This is a genomic window from Nocardia brevicatena NBRC 12119, from assembly GCF_000308495.1.
Taxonomy (GTDB): Bacteria; Actinomycetota; Actinomycetes; order Mycobacteriales; family Mycobacteriaceae; genus Nocardia; species Nocardia brevicatena.
Map to the genome: position 1 here is coordinate 14,079 of NZ_BAFU01000049.1, position 25,145 is coordinate 39,223.

At 67.1% G+C, this 25,145-nt stretch carries 25 protein-coding genes; 12 read left to right on the forward strand and 13 right to left on the reverse strand.

The window, feature by feature from the left end; translation table 11 throughout:
- Positions 1-19 precede the first annotated feature (19 nt).
- The 6 genes from ON20_RS10510 to ON20_RS10535 all read right to left on the reverse strand — a co-directional run bounded on the left by ON20_RS10510 (position 20) and on the right by ON20_RS10535 (position 5,804).
- Positions 20-976: a phosphotransferase family protein gene (locus ON20_RS10510; protein ID WP_040834955.1), complete on the reverse strand. Its 957-nt coding sequence runs from the start codon at positions 974-976 to the stop codon at positions 20-22.
- A complete protein-coding gene (locus ON20_RS10515; RefSeq protein ID WP_245547164.1) occupies positions 973-2,115 on the reverse strand; it encodes an acyl-CoA dehydrogenase family protein in 1,143 nt (380 codons plus the stop codon). The genes ON20_RS10510 and ON20_RS10515 overlap by 4 nt, the downstream gene beginning before the upstream one ends.
- A gap of 81 nt (positions 2,116-2,196) precedes the next feature.
- Entirely contained in the window at positions 2,197-3,348 is a 1,152-nt protein-coding gene (locus ON20_RS10520; RefSeq protein ID WP_040834956.1) for a thiolase family protein, read from the reverse strand.
- The gene (locus ON20_RS10525; protein ID WP_051162127.1) at positions 3,345-3,728 is read right to left on the reverse strand and encodes a Zn-ribbon domain-containing OB-fold protein; all 384 of its coding nucleotides are present in this window, start codon (positions 3,726-3,728) and stop codon (positions 3,345-3,347) included. Before ON20_RS10525 ends, ON20_RS10520 begins: the two co-directional genes overlap by 4 nt.
- Before the next feature lie 36 nt (positions 3,729-3,764).
- Positions 3,765-4,553: an enoyl-CoA hydratase/isomerase family protein gene (locus ON20_RS10530; RefSeq protein WP_040834957.1), complete on the reverse strand. Its 789-nt coding sequence runs from the start codon at positions 4,551-4,553 to the stop codon at positions 3,765-3,767.
- 108 nt (positions 4,554-4,661) lie between these two features.
- On the reverse strand, positions 4,662-5,804 hold the full coding sequence (locus tag ON20_RS10535) for an acyl-CoA dehydrogenase family protein (protein WP_051162129.1): 1,143 nt from the start codon (positions 5,802-5,804) through the stop codon (positions 4,662-4,664).
- 95 nt (positions 5,805-5,899) lie between these two features.
- On the opposite strand from ON20_RS10535, the gene ON20_RS10540 reads away from it, so the two are divergent.
- Both ON20_RS10540 and ON20_RS40500 read left to right on the forward strand, forming a co-directional pair.
- Entirely contained in the window at positions 5,900-6,280 is a 381-nt protein-coding gene (locus ON20_RS10540; protein ID WP_040834958.1) for a nuclear transport factor 2 family protein, read from the forward strand.
- Positions 6,281-6,764: 484 nt separating this feature from the next.
- Positions 6,765-7,133 (forward strand): DUF6300 family protein, encoded by a 369-nt coding sequence (locus ON20_RS40500; RefSeq protein WP_368853927.1) that lies wholly within the window; start codon positions 6,765-6,767, stop codon positions 7,131-7,133.
- Here the strand turns inward: ON20_RS40500 and ON20_RS36255 are convergent.
- Entirely contained in the window at positions 7,032-7,271 is a 240-nt protein-coding gene (locus ON20_RS36255; protein ID WP_157228781.1) for a hypothetical protein, read from the reverse strand. The two genes, ON20_RS40500 and ON20_RS36255, sit on opposite strands and share 102 nt — an antisense overlap.
- 185 nt (positions 7,272-7,456) lie before the next feature.
- Here ON20_RS36255 and ON20_RS10555 point away from each other — a divergent pair, with 185 nt between their 5' ends.
- The gene (locus ON20_RS10555; RefSeq protein ID WP_040834961.1) at positions 7,457-8,524 is read left to right on the forward strand and encodes an NAD(P)-dependent alcohol dehydrogenase; all 1,068 of its coding nucleotides are present in this window, start codon (positions 7,457-7,459) and stop codon (positions 8,522-8,524) included.
- 115 nt (positions 8,525-8,639) lie between these two features.
- Positions 8,640-9,236: an NADPH-dependent FMN reductase gene (locus tag ON20_RS10560; protein WP_040834962.1), complete on the forward strand. Its 597-nt coding sequence runs from the start codon at positions 8,640-8,642 to the stop codon at positions 9,234-9,236.
- Positions 9,237-9,614: 378 nt separating this feature from the next.
- On the opposite strand, the gene ON20_RS10570 is transcribed toward ON20_RS10560, so the two are convergent.
- Positions 9,615-10,232 (reverse strand): lipocalin family protein, encoded by a 618-nt coding sequence (locus ON20_RS10570; protein WP_051162131.1) that lies wholly within the window; start codon positions 10,230-10,232, stop codon positions 9,615-9,617.
- Between the two features lie 238 nt (positions 10,233-10,470).
- On the opposite strand from ON20_RS10570, the gene ON20_RS10575 reads away from it, so the two are divergent.
- On the forward strand, positions 10,471-11,316 hold the full coding sequence (locus ON20_RS10575; RefSeq protein WP_040834964.1) for a MerR family transcriptional regulator: 846 nt from the start codon (positions 10,471-10,473) through the stop codon (positions 11,314-11,316).
- Positions 11,317-11,597: 281 nt separating this feature from the next.
- Here ON20_RS10575 and ON20_RS10580 read toward each other — a convergent pair whose 3' ends face one another.
- Positions 11,598-12,500 (reverse strand): hypothetical protein, encoded by a 903-nt coding sequence (locus ON20_RS10580; RefSeq protein ID WP_040834965.1) that lies wholly within the window; start codon positions 12,498-12,500, stop codon positions 11,598-11,600.
- Between the two features lie 526 nt (positions 12,501-13,026).
- Here ON20_RS10580 and ON20_RS10585 point away from each other — a divergent pair.
- The gene (locus ON20_RS10585; RefSeq protein WP_040834966.1) at positions 13,027-14,832 is read left to right on the forward strand and encodes an alkyl/aryl-sulfatase; all 1,806 of its coding nucleotides are present in this window, start codon (positions 13,027-13,029) and stop codon (positions 14,830-14,832) included.
- Here ON20_RS10585 and ON20_RS10590 read toward each other — a convergent pair.
- Entirely contained in the window at positions 14,788-15,789 is a 1,002-nt protein-coding gene (locus tag ON20_RS10590) for a helix-turn-helix transcriptional regulator (RefSeq protein ID WP_051162160.1), read from the reverse strand. The genes ON20_RS10585 and ON20_RS10590 overlap by 45 nt on opposite strands.
- A gap of 62 nt (positions 15,790-15,851) precedes the next feature.
- On the opposite strand from ON20_RS10590, the gene ON20_RS10595 reads away from it, so the two are divergent.
- The 5 genes from ON20_RS10595 to ON20_RS10615 all read left to right on the forward strand — a co-directional run bounded on the left by ON20_RS10595 (position 15,852) and on the right by ON20_RS10615 (position 22,035).
- Positions 15,852-18,092 carry an ATP-binding cassette domain-containing protein gene (locus ON20_RS10595; protein ID WP_040834967.1) on the forward strand — a complete coding sequence of 747 codons (2,241 nt, stop codon included), beginning with the start codon at positions 15,852-15,854 and terminating at the stop codon, positions 18,090-18,092.
- Positions 18,093-18,200: 108 nt separating this feature from the next.
- Positions 18,201-18,782, forward strand: coding sequence for a DUF2165 family protein (locus ON20_RS33005; protein ID WP_169332329.1), 582 nt, complete (start codon positions 18,201-18,203; stop codon positions 18,780-18,782).
- Between the two features lie 67 nt (positions 18,783-18,849).
- A complete protein-coding gene (locus ON20_RS10605; protein WP_083864830.1) occupies positions 18,850-19,686 on the forward strand; it encodes a class I SAM-dependent methyltransferase in 837 nt (278 codons plus the stop codon).
- Positions 19,687-19,853: 167 nt separating this feature from the next.
- Complete coding sequence (locus ON20_RS10610; protein ID WP_157228783.1) at positions 19,854-20,600, forward strand: hypothetical protein; 747 nt, start codon at positions 19,854-19,856, stop codon at positions 20,598-20,600.
- On the forward strand, positions 20,593-22,035 hold the full coding sequence (locus ON20_RS10615) for an alpha/beta-hydrolase family protein (RefSeq protein WP_083864817.1): 1,443 nt from the start codon (positions 20,593-20,595) through the stop codon (positions 22,033-22,035). Before ON20_RS10610 ends, ON20_RS10615 begins: the two co-directional genes overlap by 8 nt.
- 195 nt (positions 22,036-22,230) lie before the next feature.
- On the opposite strand, the gene ON20_RS40505 is transcribed toward ON20_RS10615, so the two are convergent.
- From ON20_RS40505 to ON20_RS10625, 3 genes are all read right to left on the reverse strand, one after another.
- The gene (locus ON20_RS40505) at positions 22,231-22,617 is read right to left on the reverse strand and encodes a cytochrome P450 (protein WP_157228784.1); all 387 of its coding nucleotides are present in this window, start codon (positions 22,615-22,617) and stop codon (positions 22,231-22,233) included.
- Positions 22,524-23,468, reverse strand: coding sequence for a cytochrome P450 family protein (locus ON20_RS36265; RefSeq protein WP_051162139.1), 945 nt, complete (start codon positions 23,466-23,468; stop codon positions 22,524-22,526). The genes ON20_RS40505 and ON20_RS36265 overlap by 94 nt, the downstream gene beginning before the upstream one ends.
- 320 nt (positions 23,469-23,788) lie before the next feature.
- On the reverse strand, positions 23,789-24,250 hold the full coding sequence (locus ON20_RS10625; RefSeq protein WP_040834968.1) for an antibiotic biosynthesis monooxygenase family protein: 462 nt from the start codon (positions 24,248-24,250) through the stop codon (positions 23,789-23,791).
- Positions 24,251-24,638: 388 nt separating this feature from the next.
- On the opposite strand from ON20_RS10625, the gene ON20_RS10630 reads away from it, so the two are divergent.
- A complete protein-coding gene (locus ON20_RS10630; RefSeq protein WP_040835018.1) occupies positions 24,639-25,070 on the forward strand; it encodes an SRPBCC domain-containing protein in 432 nt (143 codons plus the stop codon).
- Positions 25,071-25,145: the final 75 nt, after the last annotated feature.

The following is a 25,145-nucleotide window of genomic DNA, read 5'->3' on the forward strand; positions in this document are numbered from 1 at the left end:
GGCTCCTGAAGGATGACGGTCAACCCGCGAGCAGCGCGGTGCCGGTCTCGATGAGGCGTTCGATGGTGGCGGGCAGCTTCTCCTGGTCGGGGTCGTGGTGCCTGCCCTCGTGGTGCCGCCGCAGGTTGTGGCCCATGATCGCGGCCATCTTGAGGCGGCCGAGCGCATCGAACCAGGTGAGATCCCCGGGGAGCGGACGCACGGCACGGTAGCGTTCCACCAGTTCGGCGGCGCCGGGTAGGCCGGGAACCTCCCGACCCACTCCGGGAAAGCACGAGCCGTCGGTGAAGACCAGGAACCAGCCGAGCTCCACCCGCGGGTCGCCGATACTCCAGATCTCCCAGTCGATCAGCGCGACCGGTTCGCTGCCCGCGCAGATGATGTTGCCGAGCCGGTAGTCACCGTGGACCAGGGTGGGCGGTGCCGGGTCCGGGATATCGCGGCTCAGCAGGTCGAGCAGGTGCCGCCCGCCCGTCGCCAGTTCGGGCGGAACGGCGTCGAGTGTGCGCGCCCAGCGGGCGAGTTCATCGGTCGGAGTGAGTGGCCGCTCGTCGCCCGGCAGACCCGCCGGGTCCACGGCGTGCAGCAGGGGGAGCACATCGGCGGCCCGACGCGTCCGAGTGGCCGCCAGTTCGGGGGCCACGGCCGGATCGTCCAGGACCGGTTCCAGCGACTCGCCCACTACGAGTTCCATGGCGAACCAGGCGGGCTCGGCGCTGTCCTCGGTGACGATCCGGGGGACCGGAACGGGGGTGTCCGCCAGGGCGCGCATAATCCCGGCCTGCCGCAACATATCGTGTCGGCCGATCGGTTTGCGGCCCTCGGGCACCGCCTTCACCACGTATGCCGCGCGATCGGTGGCGACCCGGTAGGTGAGGCCCGAGTGGCCGCCGGGCAGCCGTTCGAAATCCGTGAGTGTCTCGCCGAATTCGGTTCGGAACCGTTCGGCGACCCGCGATTGTACGGTGGCCGTCATGCGCGGGGCTCCTTGGGCAGGCCGAGTACACGCTCGGCGATGATGTTGCGCTGGATCTCGTCGGTGCCACCCGCGATCCGGTAGCCGGGCGCGCCGAGCAGGTGCTCGGTCCAGGCGAACCGGCCCCAACGGCCGGAATCGGCGCCCACCTCGCGGCCGAGCAGCAGCCGCACCACCTCCGAGGTGCGGGCCATGGTGTCGGTGGCCAGCAACTTCCCGATCGACGCCTCGGGCCCGGGGTCGTTGCCCGCCACCACCGCTGCGGCCACCCGCATGGCGGCTACCCGCTGCACATAGCCGCGGGTCACCAGATCGGCCACGCGGTCGCGCTCCAGTTCGGTGAGCTCACGGCCCAGGTTGTGGGCGAGCTCCACCGCCCGGTCGGCGTTGGCCAGGCCCAGATGTGCCCCGTCCAGACGTTCGGCAGCGAGCACGGTGAGCGCCACCGGCCAGCCCTTGCCGACCGGACCCAGCCGGTACTCGTCGTCCAGGCGCACCTCATCGAGGTAGACCTCGTTGAACGAACTGCCGCCGGTCATCTGCCGGATCGGCCGCACGGTGACACCCGGGACGTCCATCGGCACCAGGAAGGCGGTGAGCCCCGCGTGCTTGGGCACGTCCGGGTCGGTGCGACACACCGCGACGCCCAGGTCCGCGACCCGCGCCCCGGAGGTCCACACCTTGTGGCCGTTCAGCACCCAGGTCCCGTTGTCGGCGCGGACCGCGCGAGTCCGTACCGCGGCGAGGTCGGAGCCCGCCTCCGTTTCGGAAAACAGTTGGCAGGCAATGCGGTCCGTACGCAGCATGGCCCGCACCCAGCGGTCGCGCTGTTTCTCGGTGCCCCACTGCGCGATGGCGGGCGCCACCAACTGCTGGGTCACCGAGAACATCTCGGTGCGGCGCGGAACCGCGAACTCCTCCTCGGTGCGGCGGAAGGCCAGCACATACGACATGGGCAGGCTGCGTCCGCCGTACTCGGCGGGCCAGTCGAGCGCACCCCAGCCGGCATCGAATTTGGCCTGTTCGTAGGCGCGGGTCTCATCGGTATGCGCGCGCTCCTCCTCGGCCGTCCAGTTCTCGAACACGGCCACGGAATCGGAGCCATCACCCCACGGCGCGGCGGTCCGCGGGGCGGCCATCCCGGCCAACCAGGCCCGCGCCTGGGCGGTGAACCGCTCGAGGTCGGACAGGGCTTGTGTCTGCACGGCTTCTGTCTCCTCTCACACGGCCAGTACGGTGCACGCGCTGATACCGGGCGCGCCGTAGACGTGGGTGAATCCGACCCTCGGCGCGCCGGGCACCTGCCGTGCGCCCGCCTCGCCGCGCAGCTGGGTCACGATCTCGTGCACCTGGCGCAGCCCTGAGGCGCCGATGGGCTCGCCATTGGCGATACAGCCGCCATCGGTGTTGACCGGCAGCCGTCCGGTGATCTCGGTATCGCCGGAGGCGATCCACTTCTCCTGCTCGCCGTGCTCGCAGAAACCGCATTCGGCCATATGCATGATCTCCGCGCCGCTCTCGGTGTCCTGGAGCTGCGCGACCCGCACATCCTCCGGACCGATACCGGCCAGTTCGAAGGCGGCGCCCGCGGCATCGGCGCTCACGCTGGTGGGTTCGCCGGTGCCCTGTACGGCGGGGCCGAACACCTCGAAAGAGCCGAAGCGGCGGGTGCGATGGCTGATCGCCCGCAGCCCCACAGCCCGGTCGCCGACCCGCTTGGCAGCCGACGGCGAGGCGACGATCACCGCCGCGCCGCCCTCACCGGGTGAGCAGAACATGAACTTGGTGAGCGGGTCGTTCACCATTTCCGAGGCGGCGATCTGCGCGGCGGTCAGCGGTTCGCGACGCCAGGCGTTCGGGTTGAGCGCACCGTTGCGGTAGGCCTTCTCGGCGACGGCGGCCAGCGCCGCGGTCGGGATACCGTGCCGGCGCATATACCGGTTGATCTTGGCGCCGAAGAACTGGGTGGTAACCATCAGACCCTCGGTGCCGTACCCCTCGGGCAGGCCCCACTCGGCGGGTGCCGGGTCGAAGGCGCCACGCGGATGCTTGTCGAAGCCCACCGCGAGCGCGATCTCGGCGGCGCCCGCGCGAATGGCGTTGACCGCGGAGAACAGCGCCGAACCGCCCGTAGCGCACCCGTTCTCGACGTTGGTGAACGGTATGCCGGTGAAACCGAGGTCGGCCACCAGGGTGTCGGCCAGTCCCGAGCCGTCGCTGCCGCCGAAGGCGACCTCGATATCCGGCCAGGACAGCCCGGCGTCGGCCAGGGCGGCGCCGATCGCGGTGACGGCCATCTGCCGGCCGGTGACGCCGGGCTGTCTGCCGAACTTCGACAGACCTACTCCGATGATGGAGACGGGCTGATTCATCGAGTCGGGCTTCCTTCCGTTTCGGTACCGCCGGGTTCGGTGATCACGGCGAACCGGGGCACCGGCGCGGCCGCGACGAGGCGCACCGGTGCCCGGTCCAGTTCGGTGAGGTCCGGACCCTCCAGTACGGCCTCCACCCGGATGCCGTCGGGAAGTTCCACCCAACCCACGGCGTAGGGCGAAAAACCCTCGGCGGGAACGACATAGGGCGGCGATTTGGGTGCGAAACGTTGCACCGTATACGCCCATACCACGCCCTCGCGGCTCAGCGGCCGAGGTCGGGCGGTGGGTGTGGCGCAGCGGGCGCACATCGTGCTCGCCGGGAAGCCGACGGTGCCGCATACGGTGCACTCGCTGCCTTCCCATACCGGTTCATGCATGTCGTCTGTCTCCGAGGTGGTCGTCGTGTTTGTGGCTCAGCGGCCGACCCATTTGGGCTCGCGCTTCTCCAGGAAGGCGTTGACGCCCTCGCGGGCGTCCTCCGACTGCAGCGCGTTGCCCACCGCGAGGTGCTCCATGACCATGAGCGACTGGATATCGGCGTCCAGACCGCGGTCGATGGTCATCTTGGTGAGCTTCATGATGAAGGGGCTCTTGTCGACGATCGGCGCGATGAAGTCGGCCACCAGTTGGTCCAGTTCCTCGGCCGGGGCGGAGGCGTTGATCAGGTCGAAGGCCGCGGCCTCCTTGCCCGAGAGCAGTTTGCCGGTGAGCATCAGCTCCTTGGTCTTGCGGATGCCGATCATGCGGGGTAGCCGGTAGATCGGGCCCGCGCCGCCGAACAGTGCCCGGCGGATATGGAAGTCGCCGATCTTGGCGTCGTCCGCGGCCACGGCGAAGTCGCAGGAGATCATCAGCTCGAAACCGCCGGCGGTGACGTAACCCTCGAGCACCGCCACCGAGGGAGTGTTCATGGAGTAGAGCCGGTCGCAGACCTTCGCCGAGAGCACCGCGACGTCCATCGCGTTGGTCCTGCCGACGTAGTTCGCGCGCAGTTCGTCGAGGTCGAAGCCGGAGCAGAAAGTGTTCGCCCGGCCACGCAGCACCAGCACCTTCAGTTCGGGGTCGTTGTCGACCTCGACGATGATCTCGTCCAGGCGGTGCAGCAGTTCGACGGTCACCGCATTCTTCTTGTGCGGGCGGTTGAGCCACACGCGGGCGATCTCGCCGTCCTTCTCGAGCACGATGTGGTCGGTGTCAACCATCTTGGCCTCTTTCGGGTCTCTTCGTTCGTAATTGAACTGGATTCAATTCAGTTCTACTGGGTGAGGTGCATCGCCGTCAACACGAAGCGACATCCTTTTCGCCGACGGTTACAGTCCGAGCAGGGCGGCGAGCCGAGCCCGGTGTGCGCGGGCATCGCCGTGCGCGGCCTCGTTGCCCAGTGCTCGGCGGTAGTAGGAATGCGCGGGATGCTCCCAGGTGAAGCCGACTCCGCCGTGCAGTTGCACGGCCTCCTCGGCCGCGGTCACGGCGGCCTCGGTGCATACCGCGCCCGCTACCGCGATCGCGGCCCGAGCGGAATCCGGGTCCTCGGCATACGCCGCCGCCGCGTAGCGCGAGGCCGACCGGGCCCGCTCCGAGAGCACCAGCAGGTCGGCCAGTCGGTGTTTGATCGCCTGGAATGAGCCGATCGGGCGGCCGAACTGGTGCCGGGTCCGGGTGTAGGCGATGGTGGTCTCCACCAGTCGGTCCACCACACCCGTGTTCTCACAGGCGACGGCCAGTGTTGTCAGGTCCCGCCGCCGCGCGGTCGCGGTCGGGATGCCCGCAGGTGTGGTAAGCGCGAGCGCGGGGCATCTCCGCAGCGTTGTATCCGCCTGTCGGCGCGTGGGGTCGAGTACCGTCCGCGGGCTGCGCTCTGTCCACGGACCTGCCCGGAAGGCGAACAGTCGACTCCCGTCGGGAGTGTCCGCCGTGGTCACGACGATATCCGCGGTCGCGCCCCCGAGTAGGTGGGTGATGGTTCCGTCGAGAGCCCATTCGCCTCCTTCGCGCTCGGCGCGCACGCGGTCGGTAGCCGGGTCGAGCGCGCTCACTGTGGCGAGGGACTCGCCGGTCAACACGCTCTCCAGCAGTTCGGCCACCGGCTCGGGATCGTCGGCGAGCAGCAGTGCCTGGGCGCCCAGGACGGCCGAGGTGAGCACCGGTTCGCAGACCAGCGCCCGGCCGCACTCCTCCAGAATCGTGGCGAGTTCCGCGGTGCCGTAGCCGAGCCCGCCTCGATCCTCCGGCACGGCGATAGCGGCCACCGACATGTCTTCGATCAGCATGCGCCACAGATCCGGGGAATAGCCGAGTTCGGTGGCCGATGTGGTGCGCACCTGTTCTATATCGCTGTGTCGGGCGAACAACGCGCGCAGCGTGTCGCGCAGTTCGATTTGCTCGGCGTTCGGGTTCAACGCGGCGGGCTCCGTGCGCGGCCAGGGGGCTTCGAGAGTGCCGGCTGGGGTCATGGCGATTCTCCACAAAGGTGAGTTCAGTTCGGTTGACTTGAGCGTAGTGCGGAAAACTCTCGACAAGAAGGGCTAAATCGAACTAAGTTCATTTCATGGGCTACGAGATCGAAGAGTACTACGCGAGGATCGACAGTGGCCGCCTCGACGACGCGACGAAGATGCTGGCCGCCGATGTCGAGTTCGTGATGGCGCTGCCTACCGGGGTGAACCGGGACAGCGGTCGGGCCGCCATGCTGGCCTATCTGAGCGGCAGGCCGAAGGTCGACCGTAAACACCGATTGGTCCGGGTCGCCGCCGACGGTGACACGCAGTTCGCCTACGGCGATGTCACCGAACACGGTGGGACACTCACGGGCCATTTCCTCGGCGCGATGCACCTCGACCGGGACGGGCTGATCGACCGCTACCAGGTGAGCTTCATCCCGGACCACGCGCTCGTCCCGCAGGTCGGTGATATCGAAGACCTGGAATGACAACGCTCGGAACGGTTTTCCCGGTTATCCGCGCGCGGTTCGAATACCTGGATTTCGACAACCCGATCCACCGATGAGCCGTGTACGCCTATCGGGCGATCTGGTATTACCCCGCCGGGGAGATCCTCGTTCGGGTCGCTGCGTCACGGCGTCGCGTGGCCGACGTTCCGTGAGCGGATTTTCGGCTCCATCGATCGCGCCGAGTTGCCGCATTTTGCCACTGTGGCCGACCACTGGGGGGCTCACCGAACCCGATATCCACGAACCGGGTCTGCGGGCCATGGTCGACGGTCTGCTCGCCCGGCATCGAACCCCGTTCGTCACCCGGACATTCCGCAACTGTCGGTTGTCCATAGTAAAAGTCGCTTGTGGGGCAACGGGTTTGGCGACCGAGTCCAATCGGTAACCCGATACCCGAGATAGGCGACGAAAGGTGGCAACCGTGGAGCGCGCCGAGGACGGGCGATACCGCCCATCGATCGATATGACGGATGTATCCGTGCCGGTGGAGGATTTTCCGTGTCATCGGTGTGGGGATGCGCTTGTTCTATCGGTGGAGATCCCGCATTCATTTCTCCGTGCCGACGGCTTCCAGGTGCACGGGACACGGAATATCGGACTGTGCGCGAACTGCGACCGGGAGAGGCCGACCGCGCGGGCGGTGATCGACCATTTTTCGGAAAGCGACGATATCGCTGCCGGGGATATGCCAACCGTGGCCGCCTCGTTACACGAGTGGCTGAGCGAAATGCTACCCGCGCGAGTGGATGACACGCAGGCGGCGCAACTGTTGTGTCGGCGTCCGGATCAGGGTCGCGGTGGTGTCGAAATGCGGGACGAAACGGCGTGTTGAGTCATCACCGTGATACCCCGAGCGGCCCGCGATTCCCCCGACGGTGCCGAGCCGGCCGGGAGCGGACGTCTGTCGATCGAGGAGGTTGCCCCTGTCCTCCTCGAAGAGCGCGCCGATTTTCGCCGCGCTATCCGACATCGAATATTCGGTGTACATGTGCGGGCGGACGAACGACGCTACCGCGGCCTCCGCGGGCGCGGGGTGGGCTCGGCAACGGTGATCGCCGGGGGCAGTCCTTGACGAAAAGACTTCGAGTCTCTAGCTTTCCGAACAGAACTTGGTTCAGTTAAGGGTTGTGGCCCTGTTCCCGAAAGGACGCTGCGATGGCGCAGGCTGTCATGATGGCCGTGCAACTCACCGAGTGGGGTGCCGAGCCGGAGGTTCGGGAGGTGCCCGTACCCCGTCCACGTGGAGCGCAGGTGCTGCTGCGGGTCGCCGCGGCCGGACTGTGTCGCTCCGATCTGCACGTCATGGATTCCCCCGCGGGTGTATTCGACTACCCGCTGCCGCTCACCCTCGGGCACGAGGTCGCGGGGACCGTGGTCGAGGTCGGTCCCGACGCCGACCCGGGCTGGCTGGGGGAGCCGGTCGTAGTGCACGGGATCTGGAGTTGCGGTACCTGTCGCAACTGCCTGCGCGAGCGGGAGAACTACTGCCTGCGGACCCGGCCGCGTCCGGACGGCCGCTTGGTTCCCTTGGGCAACGGGCTCGGCCATCATGGTGGACTGGCCGAGGCGATGGTGGTGCCTTCGGCCCGGTGCCTGGTACGTGCGGGCGGGATCGACCCGGTGGACTGCGCCCCGCTGGCCGACGCGGGCGCCACCGCCTATCACGCCGTGCGCGGGCATATGGACCTGATCGATGAGCGCGCGGTGGCCTTGGTCGTCGGGATCGGCGGGTTGGGGCATCTCGCGGTGCAGATTCTGCGTGATCTCGGCGTGCGCGACCTCGTCGCGGTGGACGAGCGTGGTGAAGCCCGCGAACTGGCCGTGCGGCTCGGTGCCCTTGCCGCCTTCGACGATGTGGCGGGTGCCGTGCCGACCGTGACGGCGGCGGGCGGGGCGGACCTGGTCCTCGATTTCGCGGGCGCGCCGTCGACGGTCGGGCCCGCGGCCCGGGTACTCGCCCCCGGTGGCCGACTGGTGCAGGTGGGCGGTGCCGGCGGGCGTCTCGAAGTGGGTAAGGACGTAGGGCTGGCTTCCGGCTGGCAGGTGGCGGCGCCGTTCTGGGCGGCTCGCGCCGATCTGGCCGCCGTCGTGGACGCCGCCCGTCGCGGTGCGTTGCGCACCACCACCTCGACATTTCCCCTCGCCGAGGCGCCGGCGGTGTACCGCGCACTGCGTGCGGGCGAGATCACCGGACGGGCGGTGCTGCTTCCGCCCGGGGCGTAGGCGTCATTGCCGGTGTCGACCGTTTCCGCCGAGCGGGCTTGACCTAAACAATAGTTGAGGAAGCAGGGTGGTGTGCGGGCGGCCGACGAGGCCGCCGGACGAAGGGAAGACATCGATGACGACCACACCGACCGCCACCGATATGTCCGCGCTGCCGCTGCGGGTAGCAGTGCTGATCGGCAGCAGTAGAGAAGGGCGATTCGCGCCGACCGTGGCCGACTGGTTTCTGGGCCGGACGAGTACACGGTCGGAGATCGCGGTGACCGTCGTCGATGTGGGAGAGGTGGATCTGCCGCGTTCGTTCGGGGCGCCGATACCGGGGGCCGACAGTACACGCGCCGCTCTCGCCGCCGCCGATGCCTTTGTGATCGTCACACCGGAGTACAACCACAGCTATCCGGGAGCCCTGAAAGACCTCATCGATAGGCATGGGCAGGAATGGCATGCCAAACCGGTCGGTTTTGTCAGCTATGGCGGACTGTCGGGCGGGTTGCGGGCGGTCGAGCATCTGCGCGGGGTTTTCGCCGAACTTCACGCCGTTACGGTGCGCGATACCGTCAGCTTCCACAATCCGTGGGGACAGCGCGATGAGCATGGCGCATGGGTGGCCGACGCGGGCGCCGACGCGGCGGCGAAAATCCTGCTGGACCAACTGGTGTGGTGGGGCGATGCGCTACGCGCCGCGCGCGCCGCCCGCCCATACGGTCGGTGAGCTCCACGACGCAGGACGCGGCGGTGGTGGCCGGTGTGGCGTGGGACGTCCGGCCGCTGATCGTCTTTCGGGTCCCTCAGGGATTCGGCGGTGGCCGGTCCATCCGGATGGACTCGGATTCGGGTGCCATCCGCGGCGATGTGCGTGCTCCGGGCGTGCACCGGGGTCCCTACCCGGCCCATCTCTGTGGCCATGTCACCGCGCCGCGGTACGAACCCGCCGCCGACGGCCCGCGGTTCGGCATCCGATTCCGCGAGCGCGGCGGTCGGAACCGGATTATCGCGCACTCGCAGGTCGCGGGTGAACGATTCGATCGTGACGGTCACCGTAACCGATCCCGGTGGGCGGTGCGGCCCGCACGGCCGTCGAACACGCCCATCACCGTACGCACAAGGGAACGATGCTCGACTCTCCGCCCGTCGTCGGCGAGATCAGGTAGAAGCATGGGTTCTGTCCCGCCGCCGTGATGGCCGTACGCACCTGCTGCCAGGCGGCCGCGTCCAACGCGGGCCCGCGAGCGAGGACGAAGCCCGACAGTCGGCTCGGGTCGGTGACGACCGCCCACGAGTAGTCCGGGCCGAGGGCGGTGACGATGTAGTTGGTGGGTCCGTTCAAGCTGTCCTGGGTCGGTACGCCGGGAAAGCTCACGTGCAGTTGCGCCCCGGTCTCGCGGTCGTTGACCACCGCGGTGCCGGTGATCTCATTGACCGTGTTCGCCCAGGTGATGCAGGAATTGCGCACCGCGATGTTTCCCTGGGGGTCGAGTGAATAGTTCGCCTGGGTGTCGCGTGCGCAGGGCAGATTGAAGTACTGCGGCACGGCGGCGAGTTGCCGCCAGGTGCCCAGGTACCGGTTCAGGTCGAGCCGGGGTACCGGCGCCGGACCGGCTTCCGCGGCCGCCGGACCTGCCCCACTCACGGTCAGGGTCGAGGCGGCCAGCGCCGCCGTTACCGCGAACAGGCGAGTGAGCGTACGTGCTGTGCGTCGGCTGGTCACGTCGGCTCCTCGGGGTCGGTTACCCGCACCACACTAACATGAAATGATGCATAAACGATGCAACGATTCTTTTCGAGAGGAATGGGCGACAATGCCGAGCGGCGTGTGCCGGGATCGGATGGCGTGTGCCGGGATCGGATGAGGTCGGCTTACCCCGTCTCGGCCACGCGAACCCGTGATGAAGCACCCTCGCCCGGATAGGACGCACCCCGCCGAGAACGGTGGGCAGAATGGGGCGATGCCTTCCGGTCCCACTCCTGTGCCCGAGGTGGCCGGGTATACGGTGCGCGCGGTCGCCGAACGTCTCGGTATCCCCACCGCGACGCTGCGCAGCTGGAACCGCCGCTACGATATCGGCCCGCGGCAGCATCGGCCCGGCAAACACCGCCTGTACACCGAGGCCGATATCGCCGTGCTCGAACGTATGCTCGCCCTGATCCGCGCGGGCGCCGGCGCGGCGGGGGCGGCGGCCGCCGTGCGCGGGCCCGCGCCCATGCTCGGCGAACACGCGTCGCTACTGGCCGCGGCCTTCGCGCTGGATGCAAGGGCAGTGTCGGATCGGCTCGAGGCGCATGTGCGCGCGTTCGGCGTGGTGGACACCTGGGAACTGCTGTGCCGGCCCGCTTTCGCCGAGATCGTCGAGCGTCAGCTCGGTGGGGAGGGCTGTATCGATGTCGAGCACCTGCTGTCCTGGTGCATCGTCTCGGTGCTGCATCGCACGAATCCGCCGCAGGAGCCGAGCCGCGACATACCGGCGGTGCTGGCCTGTACCGGCGGTGAGACGCATTCGCTTCCTTTGGAGGTGCTACGCGCGACCCTGGCCGACCGCGGCGTCGGCGCATACATGCTCGGCGCCGATGTGCCCGCCGCGGCCCTGGCCGACACCTTGGCCCGGCTCGACCGGCCCGCCGCCGTGCTGCTGTGGTCACAGCAGGAGACCACGGCCCTGACCTCCGCCGTACGCACCTGCCTGGACGCGAACGCCAGAGTCCTGGTGGGCGGACCGGGCTGGGAGGCGGTCTTCCTGCCCGAGAATGTCGAGCGGGTCGACAGTCTCGGCGAGACTGCCGATCGGCTCATGTAGTCGCTGGGGTTGCCTTTCGCGCCATTCTTCGAAGCGGTGAGGCGTGAGTCCCGGTGCGGCCGCTCCCTGGCTTCCGCTCCTCGATGTTCATTCCGGCAGGCAATAAATAATTCATAAACGATGCATTTATCGGATGCCGTAGGGGTGGACCCTTCCATCCCGGTCACCATGACGGGTGTTGATGCCGGCCGTGCCGGCATGCCGGCGAGGAACCTATCGAGAACACGGGTGAAGACACGGAACCGCCTCGAACCCTGGGATGAGACACCGGTGTCATCCGCTCAGCCGTTGACCCCCTCGTCGGGGGCGGCGGTGTCCGGAGCCGGGCCGAGGGCCTGCGGTGGCGCGCTGAGGGCGTGCACCGCACCGAGACCGGCCCCGATCCCCGCCCCGATGGCCGCGAGGGGAACGGCCATGAGGGCCGCCCCGTATGCGGCGCCGACGGGGGCCGCGGCGAGACCGATCGGCGCGAACGGCAGGCCGATGGCCAGGCCGAGCGCGCCACCGACACCCGCGCCGATGGCCGCGAACGGAAGCGCCGTGGCGGCGCCCGCCGCCGCGCCGATCGCGGCCGCGCCGACGGTCTGTCCCGCGACGCGGTCGGAGCGGGTGCGTTCCATACCGACCGAGTCGAGGAACGTCGCCAGATCGGCCTCGGTGACCGCCGCGCCGTCGTTGAGTTGGATGGCCTGCTCCCGCGGTAGCCACTCCGGTGAATCGACCTGCACGTCCCCGAACCGCAGGACACCGGGCGGTGGCGCAATCGGGGGCACCGGGTCGACCGGGACGGGCCCGTGGAGTGCCTCCACCGGTGACAGATATTCGTTTTTCGGCATCGGCCGTGCCCACTGCAGGGAACTCAGTGTGTCGTCCGGGATGCGCATTCCCCGGTACGGGCGCACATTCGGAGCTTCGGCATCGGGCCACCGCGGGGTCCGGTCCGTCTGCACCGGCTGCCCTGCGCGGACCGGCTCGTCGGGTGGAACCGTGTCATCGGCAACGGGGTCGGCACCTTCGGTGTGGTCGTTGTGCTCGGTCCGGCTCACCAGGATGTATCGGTCGGGTTCGGCTTTGGCCGCGCTGTTTCCCACCAGCGAGAGAACCACGGGAACGGCTCCCGCCACGACCATGGACCCCATCCGCTGTCTACGCGGGCTGACTGCTCTGTGCTTGCCGGTGCCCATCTATCACCTTTCATCCCGAAAGAGGTGCTGCCTGGAAGAGATGTTGTCCCTTCACATTCGGACCCGGCGGACACCTCGGATGGGTGGAACGTGCGCTGCCGCAAGCCGTAAAGGCCTGCCACAGGGCTTTCGGGACCGTTCGGCACCGTGGAGATCCGTGCCCCGGGCCCGTTGCGGGGAGCTCCCGGAGTACGCCAATGCCACGCGGGGTCCGGCGAAGAAGGCCGTACGCACCTGATTTCCGGCACGTCGTCGGGGTTGTGGGGCAAGCCGCGTGCTGTCGCGAAGCGTTCGGGCACCCGAGCGAGGCTGCACCGACTGTCGGCGGTCGTCCAGTAGTGTCGACGGCAGGCCACCGGTTGGGGGCGACGCGATCGCCGCGGTCCCCGGCTCGGATTGCTCCGAATGCGTTGTATCCATACGGTCTCGTCGAGTGGGCATCGCCCATGGCGGGTGATGAGGGAGAGGCCGCGGGCCGACACGGTCGGTAACGACCCAGGACACCGAACTCTGAGAGGGGATCGTGATGGGTGTGGATTTCGCGGATCATACGGATTTCGACAACGCCGACCGAGGGTTCATCGCGACCGTGGATCCTTTGACCATCAAGACCGCCGAGGGGCGGGTGGCATTCGATCTCACCGGTTACGGATTCTTGGACGGCCCCTGTCCGGACACGGTGAATCCGAGCCTGTTCCGACAGGCCCAACTGTGCCGTAAGAACGGGCTGTTCGAGGTCACCAACGGGATCTACCAGATCCGCGGCTTCGATATCTCGAATATGACCCTGGTCGAAGGCGAGCGCGGTGTCGTGGTGATCGACCCGCTCATCTCGGCCGAATGCGCGGCGGCCGGATTGGCCCTCTACCGGGAGCATCGCGGCGACCGTCCGGTCACCGGCGTGATATACACACACTCGCACGCCGACCACTTCGGTGGAGTCTTCGGCGTTCTCCCCGATAGCGCCGGGAATATCCCGATCATCGCGCCCGAAGGGTTCATGCGCGAAGCCGTATCGGAGAATGTCTACGCGGGTCCTGTGATGAACCGGCGCGCCGCCTACATGTACGGCGTCACATTGGGAGTCGGACCGCAGGGGCAGGTGAGCGCGGGCCTGGGAATCCAGGTCTCGCGCGGCTCGCTCGGGCTGATTCCGCCGACCCTCGATATCACCCACACCGGGCAGCGGGAAACCCTCGACGGGGTGCATATCGTTTTCCAGATCACCCCGGGTACGGAGGCGCCGGCGGAGATGAACTTCCATTTTCCCGACCACCGGGCGTTGTGCGTAGCGGAGAACGCCACGCACAATATGCACAACCTACTCACTCTGCGTGGTGCCCTGGTCCGCGATCCGCGGATGTGGTCCCGCTACCTCGACGAAGCCATCGAGTTGTTCGCCGCCGACTCCGATGTCGCTTTCGCCTCCCATCACTGGCCCACCTGGGGCACCGACCATATTGTCGAGTTCCTGTCCCAGCAACGCGACCTCTACATCTACCTGCACGATCAAACGCTGCGCATGCTCAACCAGGGTCTGACCGGGGTGGAGATCGCCGAAGAGATCACCCTGCCACCCGCGCTCGAAAACGCCTGGCATGCCCGCGGCTACTACGGGTCGGTCAGCCATAACGTCAAGGCGATCTATCAGCGCTACCTCGGCTGGTTCGACGGTCACCCCAGTTCCCTGTGGCAGCATCCGCCGCAGGCCCGGGCCACCCGCTACGTCGACGTCATGGGCGGTATCGAGGCCGTCGTCGACGCGGCACGCTCCTATATCGCCGCCGGCGATCTTCGCTTCGCCGCCGAATTGCTCGGGCACGCGGTATTCGCCGAGCCCGGCAATACCGCCGTCCGCGATACGCTGGCCGAGGTCTACACCCGCCTCGGCTACGGCGCCGAAAACGCGACCTGGCGCGGCTTCTACCTCATGGGGGCCCGAGAACTCCGGCACGGCATCACAACACCACCGGTGAATCTCGGTACGGGGATCGCCGCCGCCCTCACCGTGGAACAACTGTTCGACTTCCTGGCCATCCGTGTCAACGGACCGAGAGCGGCGGCGGAACACTTTCGTATCGAATGGCATTTCACCGACCTCGACACCACCATCCGGCTGACCCTGTCCAATGGCGCGCTGGTTCGGACGCCCGACCCGAGATCGAAGGCAGCCGCCGATCTCGTCATCACCCTCACCAAACCCCAACTGCTCGAACTGCTCGCCGGCAAGGGATTGGACGGTATCGCCCACACCGGTGACGCCACGGTGCTATCGCGGCTCTTCGCGCTACTGGACAGCCCCGACCCGGCCTTCCCGATCGTCACCCCTTAGGTCGCCCACGGCTTTCCCCAGTCGAGCGCCGAATCGTCGGCACGCGGTCCGGAAGGCGGCGGGTTCGTGAATGGTGAAGTCGGCGTCGAGGAAAGTGAGATTCAGGACGAGCCACTGCCATGAGTCGAGCATGACGAGGGCGCGGGTGCTGCTCTGAGTGATGGGAGTGAGCTCGACATCCTGCTCTCTGAGGGCGTCCGCTACCGCGGTCATCGGGGCGTCGATGGTCAATACGACTCGCTGTCGGTGTCTGTCGAACCCGCGGCGGAGGTAGTCGAAGCCTGTGTCGGCGGGCAGGTCGCGGGATGTGAAGGGGCGGCTCAGGTCTCGGAGGTTGGCAATGCGGTCGGTGCGGAAGACGCGCCAGTCGTGCTTGTCGGTATCCCAGGCGAGCAGGTACCAGCGCAGGCGGTGGCCGATCTGCCGGTGGGGCTCGACCCGGCGTGCCGTTGTGGGGCCGGTGGTGGGGGAGTAGTCGAAGGTTACGAGATGCCGGTGGTGGATCGCGTCGGCGAGCATGCTCAACGTCTCGGCGCTGGGGCTGGGGGCCGGGATCCGGCCGGTTTCGAGACCGGCGCGCAGGGCGGCCGCTCGCGGGCGGAGACGCTTGGGCAGATATTGGTCGACCTTGCCGTAGGCGCGGGTCGCCGCGTCGCCGAGGCTTCCCTCGCCGGCACTGCCGGTCGACGCGAGGGTGACCAGTCCCAGTAGGGTCGCGATGGCTTCGTCGTCCTCGAGGAGAAGCGGTGGCATGGCGCTTCCGGCCGCGAGCCGGTAGTGGCCGCCCGGCCCCGGCCGGGTCTGCACCGGATAGCCGTAGCCGCGGAGCCGGTCGACATCACGTCGTAGGGTGCGCGGGCTGATACCGAGGCGGACCGCCAGTTCGTCACCGGTGAACGCCCTACCCGTCTGCAGCGCCGCCAGTAGGGCGAGTGCTCGTTGCGTGACGTCGGCCATGACCTCATTCTCGCCGGAATCGCGGACATTTTCCGGCCACATCCGATCGTAGCGTCGTACTCATGTCACATCGAAGCATCCGTATCCGGGGAGCCCGGACCAACAATCTGAAGTCTGTGGACATCGACGTGCCGCGAGGACAGTTGACGGTGTTCGTGGGACTGTCCGGATCGGGTAAGTCGTCGTTGGTGTTCGACACGATCGCCGCCGAGGCCGGCCACCAGCTCAACGAGACATTTCCCCCCTTCACCCGGAACCGGCTTCCGAAATGGGCGCGTCCCGAGGTGGACGAGATCAGCGGTCTCTCGTCGGCGGTCGTGATCGACCAACGGCGCCTCGGCGGAAACGCCCGATCCACCGTCGGCACGATCACGGATGCGTGGACCTACCTCAGACTGCTGTTCTCTCGCGTGAGCGCACCGCACGTCGGTGAGTCGAACCACTTCTCCTTCAACGACCCCGCCGGTATGTGTCCCACGTGCTCCGGCCTCGGCGAAGTGGTTGTCAGCGCCGTCGAGCGGTTCCTCGACCCGGACAAATCGTTGCGAGCGGGAGCCATCCTGTTGCCCGGCTTCGGTCACGGAGGCTACTGGTATTCCCAGTACGCCGATATCGGAGCTTTCGACGCCGATACACCCCTGCGTGACTGGACCCGGGCCGAGCGTGACGCGCTCCTGTTCGGCGGGGAACACGCCGCGCGCCTCGGTACCCGGCCGCCGAAGGACTACGAAGGTGTCGTCGAACGATTCGAACGGATCTATCTGCACACCTCCGACAACCTGTCCGAGCGCAAGCAGGAGACCCTCGCCCGGTTCACCCGCTCCGCGGTATGCCCCGAATGCCACGGCGATCGGCTCAATCAGGCCGCCCGCACCGCTACCGTGCTCGGCCGCACCATCGGTGAGATGGCGCGAATGGAAATCAGCGAGCTCGCCGAACTGGTGAGCACGGTGACCGAGGTGAACGTGGCGCCGGTCGTGGCGGCGCTGAAGGACAGGCTCGACGCCATGGTCACCATCGGGCTCGGCTACCTTTACCTCGGCCGCGCCACCACTACCCTGTCCGGTGGCGAGTCACAGCGCGTCAAGACCGTCAAACACCTGGGCAGCAGTCTGATCGAGATGCTCTACATCTTCGACGAGCCCACTGTCGGCCTACACCCCCACGACATCTCCGCCATGACAACCCTGCTCAAACGGCTTCGGGACAAGGGCAACAGCGTCCTCGTCGTCGAGCACGATCCCGCGGTCATGTCCATCGCCGACCAGATTGTCGAGATAGGCCCCGGCGCGGGCGATCAGGGCGGCGCCCTCGTCTTCCAAGGCACCTTCGCCGAGCTCCGCCGAGCCGATACACCCACCGCGACGGCGCTGTCGAAGTATCGGCCCATCAAGGACCGCCCCCGAACGCCGCGCGGGAGCATCAGAGTCGCCGAGACCACCCGCAATAACCTCGCGAATGTGACGGTCGATATCCCGACAGGGGTGATGACCGTGCTCACCGGTGTCGCCGGTTCCGGGAAGTCCAGTCTGGCCGGTGAACTCGTCGCTCGGCACGACGCCGTCGTGATCGATCAGAAACCTGTCGGCACCACCCGTCGGTCGACCACCATCACCTACACCGGCATCGCCGCTCCCATCCGAAAGCTGTTCGCCCGTCACAACAATGTCCCGGCCACCCTGTTCAGCGCCAACTCGGAGGGTGCCTGCCCGGACTGTAAGGGCCTCGGCGTCATTCACACCGACCTGGCCTTCATGGAAGGCCAGGAGACGGTCTGTGAATCCTGCCGAGGACGACGCTTCACTCCGGAGGTCCTGCGCCACAAGGTCGACGGGCTCTCCATCGCCGATATCGACGAGCTCGCGATCACCGACGCTATCCACCGGCTCTCCGATCCGGCGATCTCGAGGGCCCTCGCTCACCTCGACGAGGTGGGCCTCGGCTACCTGAGACTCGGCCAGCCCCTGACAACCCTCTCCGGCGGCGAATGCCAGCGTGTCAAGATCGCCAAAGAACTCCGTGACACCGCCGGGCCGGCGCTCTACGTTCTCGACGAACCCACCACCGGGCTCCATCTGCGCGATATCGACACTCTGCTGTATGTTCTCGACAACCTCACCGACCACGGTCACACCGTGGTCGTCATCGAACACAATCTCGACGTCATCCGCCAGGCCGACTGGCTCATCGACCTGGGACCGGGAGCCGGCAAGCACGGCGGACGGGTCCTCTACCAAGGGCATGTCGCGGGCATTACCGGCACCGCTACCGCACAGGCGCTCCGCGAGACCGTCGCGACCTGAACTCCTTGCCTCGGAAGCGCAGGTGGTGCGGGCCCGGGGACCGCGCCTCGACGGCGGGCCGAGCGCGGTGATGTTGTGGCGGTGCCTGTCACGGGGAAAGGTGCCACTGTGAAGGCCACGGCGAAATCGACGTCTTCGGGCCGGACCGGGTTCCTCGCCGTGGCGGGTGGCCGGCGCATGGCGGTCGCCGTGTTGTCGATGGAACGGACCATCCATGGCGCGGGCACGGACTGGCGAGCCATCGGCGAGGATACGGTCGCGTTGGTGGTCTACATCCTCATCCTCGTCTGGGAATTCCGCATCGTGTTCGTGTCGTTCGCCGCGGCCTTCCTCTGGTTCCGCGCGCCGGCCGCCCGTTCCGGCCGTACCAGGGTGGGTGCCGACCTCGCGGCGAAACTGGTCGGTATGGGTTGGACCATGGCGGTGCTGTTGTTCGCGGGCGGGTTCTCGACCACCGGCGGTGAATGGTTTCGGATGTGGGCCAACGAAGAGGTGAACGTCTCGTACGCCGTGCTGCAGAACTTCCTGATCGCGGTCGTGGGGCCGACCCTCTCGTGCACTGCCGGAGGATTCTCGGCGGGCCGGGATGTCGGAGTAGTCGGTGGCGCCGATGTGCAAAGCATTCGAATACCCGGCATTTCGGCGCGCCGATATGATAAGTTACCGAAAAGAAATATTTGTGTGGTATAATGCCGGCAGCATTGAGAATTCCTGTCTAGCACCGGTTCTCCAACCGATGCCGATGAAGGGTTTTCCGATGCAGAACGGCACTCCGAGCCGGACCGCGCTGATGGCGGCGGCGGCACGCGCGGCCCACCTGGTGATCGACCGCGCACCATTTCTGTTCCACGACACCATTGCCGCGGTCCTGCTGGGCGAGCGGGCAGAGGAGTTGATCGGCTACCACCGGCGATACGGCGACCACCCGATTCTCTCCGGCGCCCGCGCCCAGGTGACCACACGCAGCCGGTACACCGAGACCAGGCTCACCGCGTCGGGGCACACCCGGTACGTGCTGCTGGGTGCGGGTCTGGACACCTTCGCCTATCGTTCGGGCGGCCACATCACCGTCTTCGAAGTCGACCATCCCTCCACGCAACCGTGGAAGCGAGACCTGCTGTCGGCGGCGGGAATCGCGCCCACCGACGTCGGATTCATCGGTGTCGACTTCGAAAAGGGTTCCCTGGCAGAGGGTTTGGCGGCCCACGGGCTCGACACGGGATGCCCCGCCCTGGTGAGCCGGCTCGGCGTGAGCATGTACCTGACCGAGCGCGCCATCGAGCGCACCCTGGGTGCCCTGAGCCACTGCGCGCCCGGCACCGAACTGATCATGGAATACGCCCTGCCGCCCCACCTGCGCGATGAGCGCGGCGCGGCCTATGCCGAACTCGCCATCGCCGCCTCCGCGGACCACGGTGAACCCTGGCTCGGCTATTTCACGCCCGACAAGCTCTCGGCGCTACTGACCGAATACGGTTTCACCGTCCTGGAACATATCTCACAGCGTGACGCCGTCGCCTCGGCATTGTGGCAGCGCTCCGACGGCCTGCGACCCGCCGACCTCTGCCGACTGGTCCGTGCAGTCGTGCGATGAGAGACCCACGGTTGTGTACCCGTTGGCCACCGCATCTCATACCGGGGGGTGAGTTCCCGGCACTACACCGGGGGTAGCCGTCGACCTCCCTCGGCTCGGAGAAGGGCGGGGAAAGCCCTCCCGAGCGGGACGGCCACGACCGCCTCGGATCCATAGCGTCCCCGGTCATGGCTCCATCGAAGAATGCCACCCGACGGCTGCGTCACCGGACTTTGCTGCGGGTGGCCCTCGCCGTCGCCGTGCTCGCCGGGACGGGCGCGATTCTGTCCGTCCCCACGGCCACGGCCGCCGATCTCGTTCCCACGCTCACCCCGGCAGCAGTGGCCGTGCGGGCACTGACCTCCGACGCGCCGGAGGCGGCCGCGGTGATACCGGGCGACTTCCGGGCCGTAACCGGGTACAGCCCGGTAATGGTCGACGGCCTGCCGGCCGCCCCGCACGGCTCGTGCTCGTCGCCGGTGACCTTGCCGGTGGAATTCGAGCCGGCCTGCCAGGCACACGATCTCGGCTACGATCTGCTGCGCTACGCCGAACACCGCGGTGGTCCGCTCGGCCCCTGGGCTCGGCAAGCGCTGGACCGGACTCTCGCCGACCGAATGCGGGCGGTCTGCGCACACCGTCCGGACCCGCTACCACGGGCACGCTGCGTCGCAATGGCCGAGGTGGCCACGGTCGCCGTCGATCTCAACTCGAGGCGGCAGGGCTACGGCGTTCCCGTGGTGGAGCGTTTCAGCCCTTTCGAGACGGCCACCACCTGGCTACCGCGTATTCTCGTCATGTTCGTACCGGTCCTCGCCGCCCTCCTGTTGCTGCGCGGCACGGCCGGGCCGCGACTGTCCACGCGGGCTCTGGCGGAGCGTCGGCGGTCCGGGGCGCACCCGCTCACCCCGCACGGCGGGAATTCTCATGTCTGACACCGCGCCGACCCGGACTTTCGCCGCAACCCTCCTACCTCCGATCCGCCTACCGGGTCCGGGTTTCCGTTCGGTCCGGGTCCGGCCGCCGTGGCGATGGCCGCGGGTCGGAACCACTCTCGCCGCCGGCCTCGGCACCCTGGTGTCGCTGGCCCCCGGTCTTCTGCCCCGTACGCCGACAACCCAGGCCGTACTCACCGGTCTGCTGGTCGCCGTCGCGTTCGCGTTCGCGGGCCTCATCCGACTCGTGATACGACGACGCGGCAACCGCGCGGGAGATCCGACGGGCCCGCGGCGTCTCATCCTGGCCGTCGCGGTGATCGCGGTCCTCGCCATGGTGATTCACGCCGGGGCATGGCAGAACACGCTGCGAGCCGCCATGGGCGTAGCCTCCATCGGACCGGGGTACTGGGTGCGCTGGGGTGTCGGCACGGCCCTGCTCACCGGGTCGCTGATGCTGGTGGTTCGCGGTAGCCGACGGTTGCTGCGATGGGTTGGGTGGTCCCGGGTCGCAGTGACGGCCGTGGTCGCGGGCCTGCTGGTGGCGTTTTTCGGGGTGCCCGCCCTGGTGGATTGGGGAAGGGGGACATACGCTGCCGCGAACGCCTCGGTCGATCCGGATATGGTCCGACCGGCTACGTTCACCCGTTCCGGGAGCGCCGAGTCAATGGTGAACTGGACCTCGCTGGGCCGGGAAGGCCAACGGTTCGTCACGAGCGGTCCATCGGGCGCGGTACGGGTGTACGTCGGGCTGCGGTCGGCGCCGGATCTGGCCGGCCGCGCCGAGCTGGCGGTGCGGGAATTGGAACGGACCGGTGGTTTCGACCGGTCGCATCTGGTGATCGCCGTGCCTACCGGCTCGGGGTGGGTGGATGCCCGGGCGTTGGAGGGTTTCGGCATGCGTTTCGGCGGTGATGTCGCGGTGGTCGCGCTGCAATACTCCTATGCTCCGAGCTGGGCCACCTTTATCTTCGGCCGCCGGGCCGCCGCGGTCTCCGCACAGGCATTGTTCACCGCGGTCGAGAAATACGCCGCAACCCTGCCACGGCCGCCGCGGCTGTATCTGTACGGGCAGAGTCTGGGTGCACTCGGCGGTAGCGCGGTATTCACCGATCCCGCCGAACAGAACCGTCGAGCATGCTCGGTGCTGTGGGCCGGGAAACCGGGTGGTGGTGGCCCGGAGCCCGGGGCGCGCACAGCCGTCCTGGCGAATATCTCCGATCCGGTGGTGCACTGGTCCCCGGGGTTGCTGTGGCGTCCGCCGAACCTGAGTGCCACTCGCCGCGACGCTCCCATTCCCCGGTGGCTGCCGGTGGTGAGCTTCCTCCAGACCACGGCCGACCTGCTCGGGGCGCTGGACGCACCGCCCGGTCACGGCCACCGGTACGGCATCGACCAGGGCACCGTCCTGCCCCCCTGCGACCGAACCGGGTAACCGTCTCGCCCCCGCGGCCGGTGCCTCATGCCTCGGATCCAGGACTCGCGCTCCGGTCGTCGATGAATCCACGTCGCGTCATTTCCGGCCCGCGGCCCGGCCGTATCCCTTCGCCTGGTTCGGATCGGTGCGAATCCGAACCGTAGTAGCGTTTCGAATAACTGTGAGAGCACAGGTTCGACCCGGTCCGTCTCGTTATTGGTGCCGGTGGCTTCCGCTCGTCGGTGAGCGCTGGAATCGCAAGGGGAGGGTGAGGAAACCCGCGATGGCGGTACCGGGCCGACGACGAGGTTCGCCGTCGAGCTCGAACCAGGTGGTTCTGTCGATTATCTCCTGAAGCAGGATCTCCATCTCGAGTTCCGCGAGCGGTGCACCGATACACCGATGAATACCGACTCCGAACGCGACGTGGGGATTGGAAGAACGGTCCAGATCGAAGGTATGGGGGTCGGGGAATTTGTCGGGGTCGCGATTGGCCGACGCGTAATTCAATGCGACCAGTTCCCCATCGGGTATGGTCCTGTCGTGCAGTCGAACCGCCGTCGTCGTCGTGCGGGCGATCTGGTGTAAAGGGGTCTCCAATCTGAGGATCTCCTGGATCGCCGCAGTGCGCAGGGCAGGCTCCTCCCGGAGACGACGCTGGTCTTCCAGGTGGGTGGCGAGGTGAACAGCAGACTCGTGAGTGCGGCGTTCGTGGTATCCGACCCCGCGGCCAGAGACTGTACGAAGCAGGAAACGATGTCGTCGTCGGTGATGGGTTCGCCCGCGGCCTGAGCGGCGAGAAAGCCGCTCATCATGTCGATGTCCGGGTTCCGGGGGTGTGCCCTGCGCTCCGCCAACAGCTCGCTGCCCAGTCTCGCCCATACGGCGATGGATTCCGCTACCAGCTCATCCGCGTTTTTCGTCTCCCGCGCCACCTGTGAAACAACCCGCACCGACCGCACCAGCGGCGCGACGGCATCATCACCCATATCGAACAACGTCGCTACCGCGTATGGTGGGAGCACAGCGGTGATCCCTGGAACGACATCCGCGCTGCCATCCGCCAGTAGCGGCTCGAGAGCGTCGATCACGAATGCGCGGAGACGCGATCGGAGCCGCCCGATCTGCGTACGCGAATAGTATTTCATCATGATCTTCCGCCAGAAGGTATGTTCGGGCGGATTCAGCCCCAGCGGAATGATATTGCGAAACGAACCCCGCGCCTCCACGAACGGGATCTCACTCTTGAACGTCTCGGGGTCCTTGGCTGCGGCAACGACATCGCCGTAGCGGACCAGCATCCAATAGCCACCGAACGCATCGGTGCGTGCGACCGGGCACGAACGACGTAATGTCGTATAGACATCGTGGACTTCAGGGTGGTCGGTCGGCCGGAAATCCTGTTCGAAATCCGTGTGGCCGGCCGGACCGCCGGTTGGGGGAACAGTCATCTGAAACCTCTTCCCGTATATGGAGAGCGTTGTTTCCCGACCGTGTCAAGTGCGGCAACTCGGGCGGCGCTCGATCCAGGGACGGGACGATTCGTCCGGTCGGCCGATTCGAGGTCAGGAGCCGTGGGCGGACTCAGGGGCATCCGGAAACGGCTCCGACCGGCTCTCGGGGTGGTTGATGGATTGTCGGTAGAGCAGGGACCTTCAACGGGGTTTGAGGTGATATCGCTCGGAAAAGTGGTTCGCAGTGGGTGGGTATGTCGAATACGCCGTGATTCCCTGCGCGCCGCCGCTACGGGGAGCAGCGCGGAGGGGATACCTCATTCGTGAAGCCAGTGGATCTCACCCACCATCTCGGCGCCCGCCGGTACCAGGGCTGGGTGATCGGCCGACAATCGCCGTAGGATGTCCGCATCCAGGTGCTCAATGGAGGTTTCCGTCGAAACCGGGATATCGTAACGAATGTTATGCATCTGCCGGAACTCCCACTCGTAATCGCGCCGATTGGGATGCGCGGTCACGAACTCCTCACTTGTCCGCCATCTTTCGAAATGGTGAATATGGTCCCATTGGGTGATGGATATGAAAAGGCAGTGATCATGAGAGCCGGAAAGTCTGCGGAGGTGGAATTCACGGATTCCGGGTACACCGTCCAGAGTGGCGAAAGCCGACGCGAACGAGTCTTTGATCCAAGGATCGAAGTGGGCAGGCCCTGATATGCAGTTGGCCACCGCGACAAGGGCTTCGGGGTCGCTTTTCGACTCCGATTCGGATTCCGGCATCAAGTATATCGGCATCGGTTACCCTTGAGATAGAACGGCGTGGTCAACGGAATGGTTGTCGATCGGATACGAGGGGGCAAGTAGGGGAACCCCTACATCAAGGAATTGCCGGGAACCGGGCCGGCGACCGAGACGCGGCCGGTCGACCGGCTGAGGAGGGTTATGCTCTGCGACCGGAAAAACTCTGCGGCATCCTGCCGAATCCATCCACCTCGCGGTGTGGTCCGTGGCTCATGCTCTTCCGTGGAAATGTGCGAGCGGTGAGCGGAATGGGGCCGCTCGGTCTGCTGCGATGTCGGATATTGTGATCGAAACCGGTTCGGGTATACGTTTGGTTTCGTCACCCGATCGCGGAGCGAAGTCGACGAGTAATATATGGAGGCACCCGGTGCGGAGGATAGATACATCCATTCGGATTGCGGCGGAGCCCGACCGGGTGTGGCAGGTATTGACCGACTTCTCCGCGTACCCGGAGTGGAATCCGTTCTTCGTGGCCGTGGACGGCCACCTCGCGCCGGGCGCGAGACTGGCCATGCATACCAAAATCACCGCCACCTCGAAACCGCGCGTCTTCCGCGTAACGGTTCGCACTGTCGAAGCACCCCGCAGATTGGTATGGGATGGGGGCTTCGCGATGCGCGGCCTCGGCAACGGCGAGCACGGTTTCGAGCTCGCCTATGCCGACGACGCGACGATGCTGCGGAACTACGAGTACTTCTCCGGTCTCGCCGCCCCGTTGTTGGGCCGGTTGGCCACCGTGTTCGAAAGCCGGTACCACGAACTCAATCAAGCGCTTGCGGATCGGGTATCACGGTTATGACGAACCCGGTAACGCGCCGCGCCGAACGGTGAGGCGGCGCAATCGTGCCGGGAAGTCCGCCGAGGTGTCGATGCC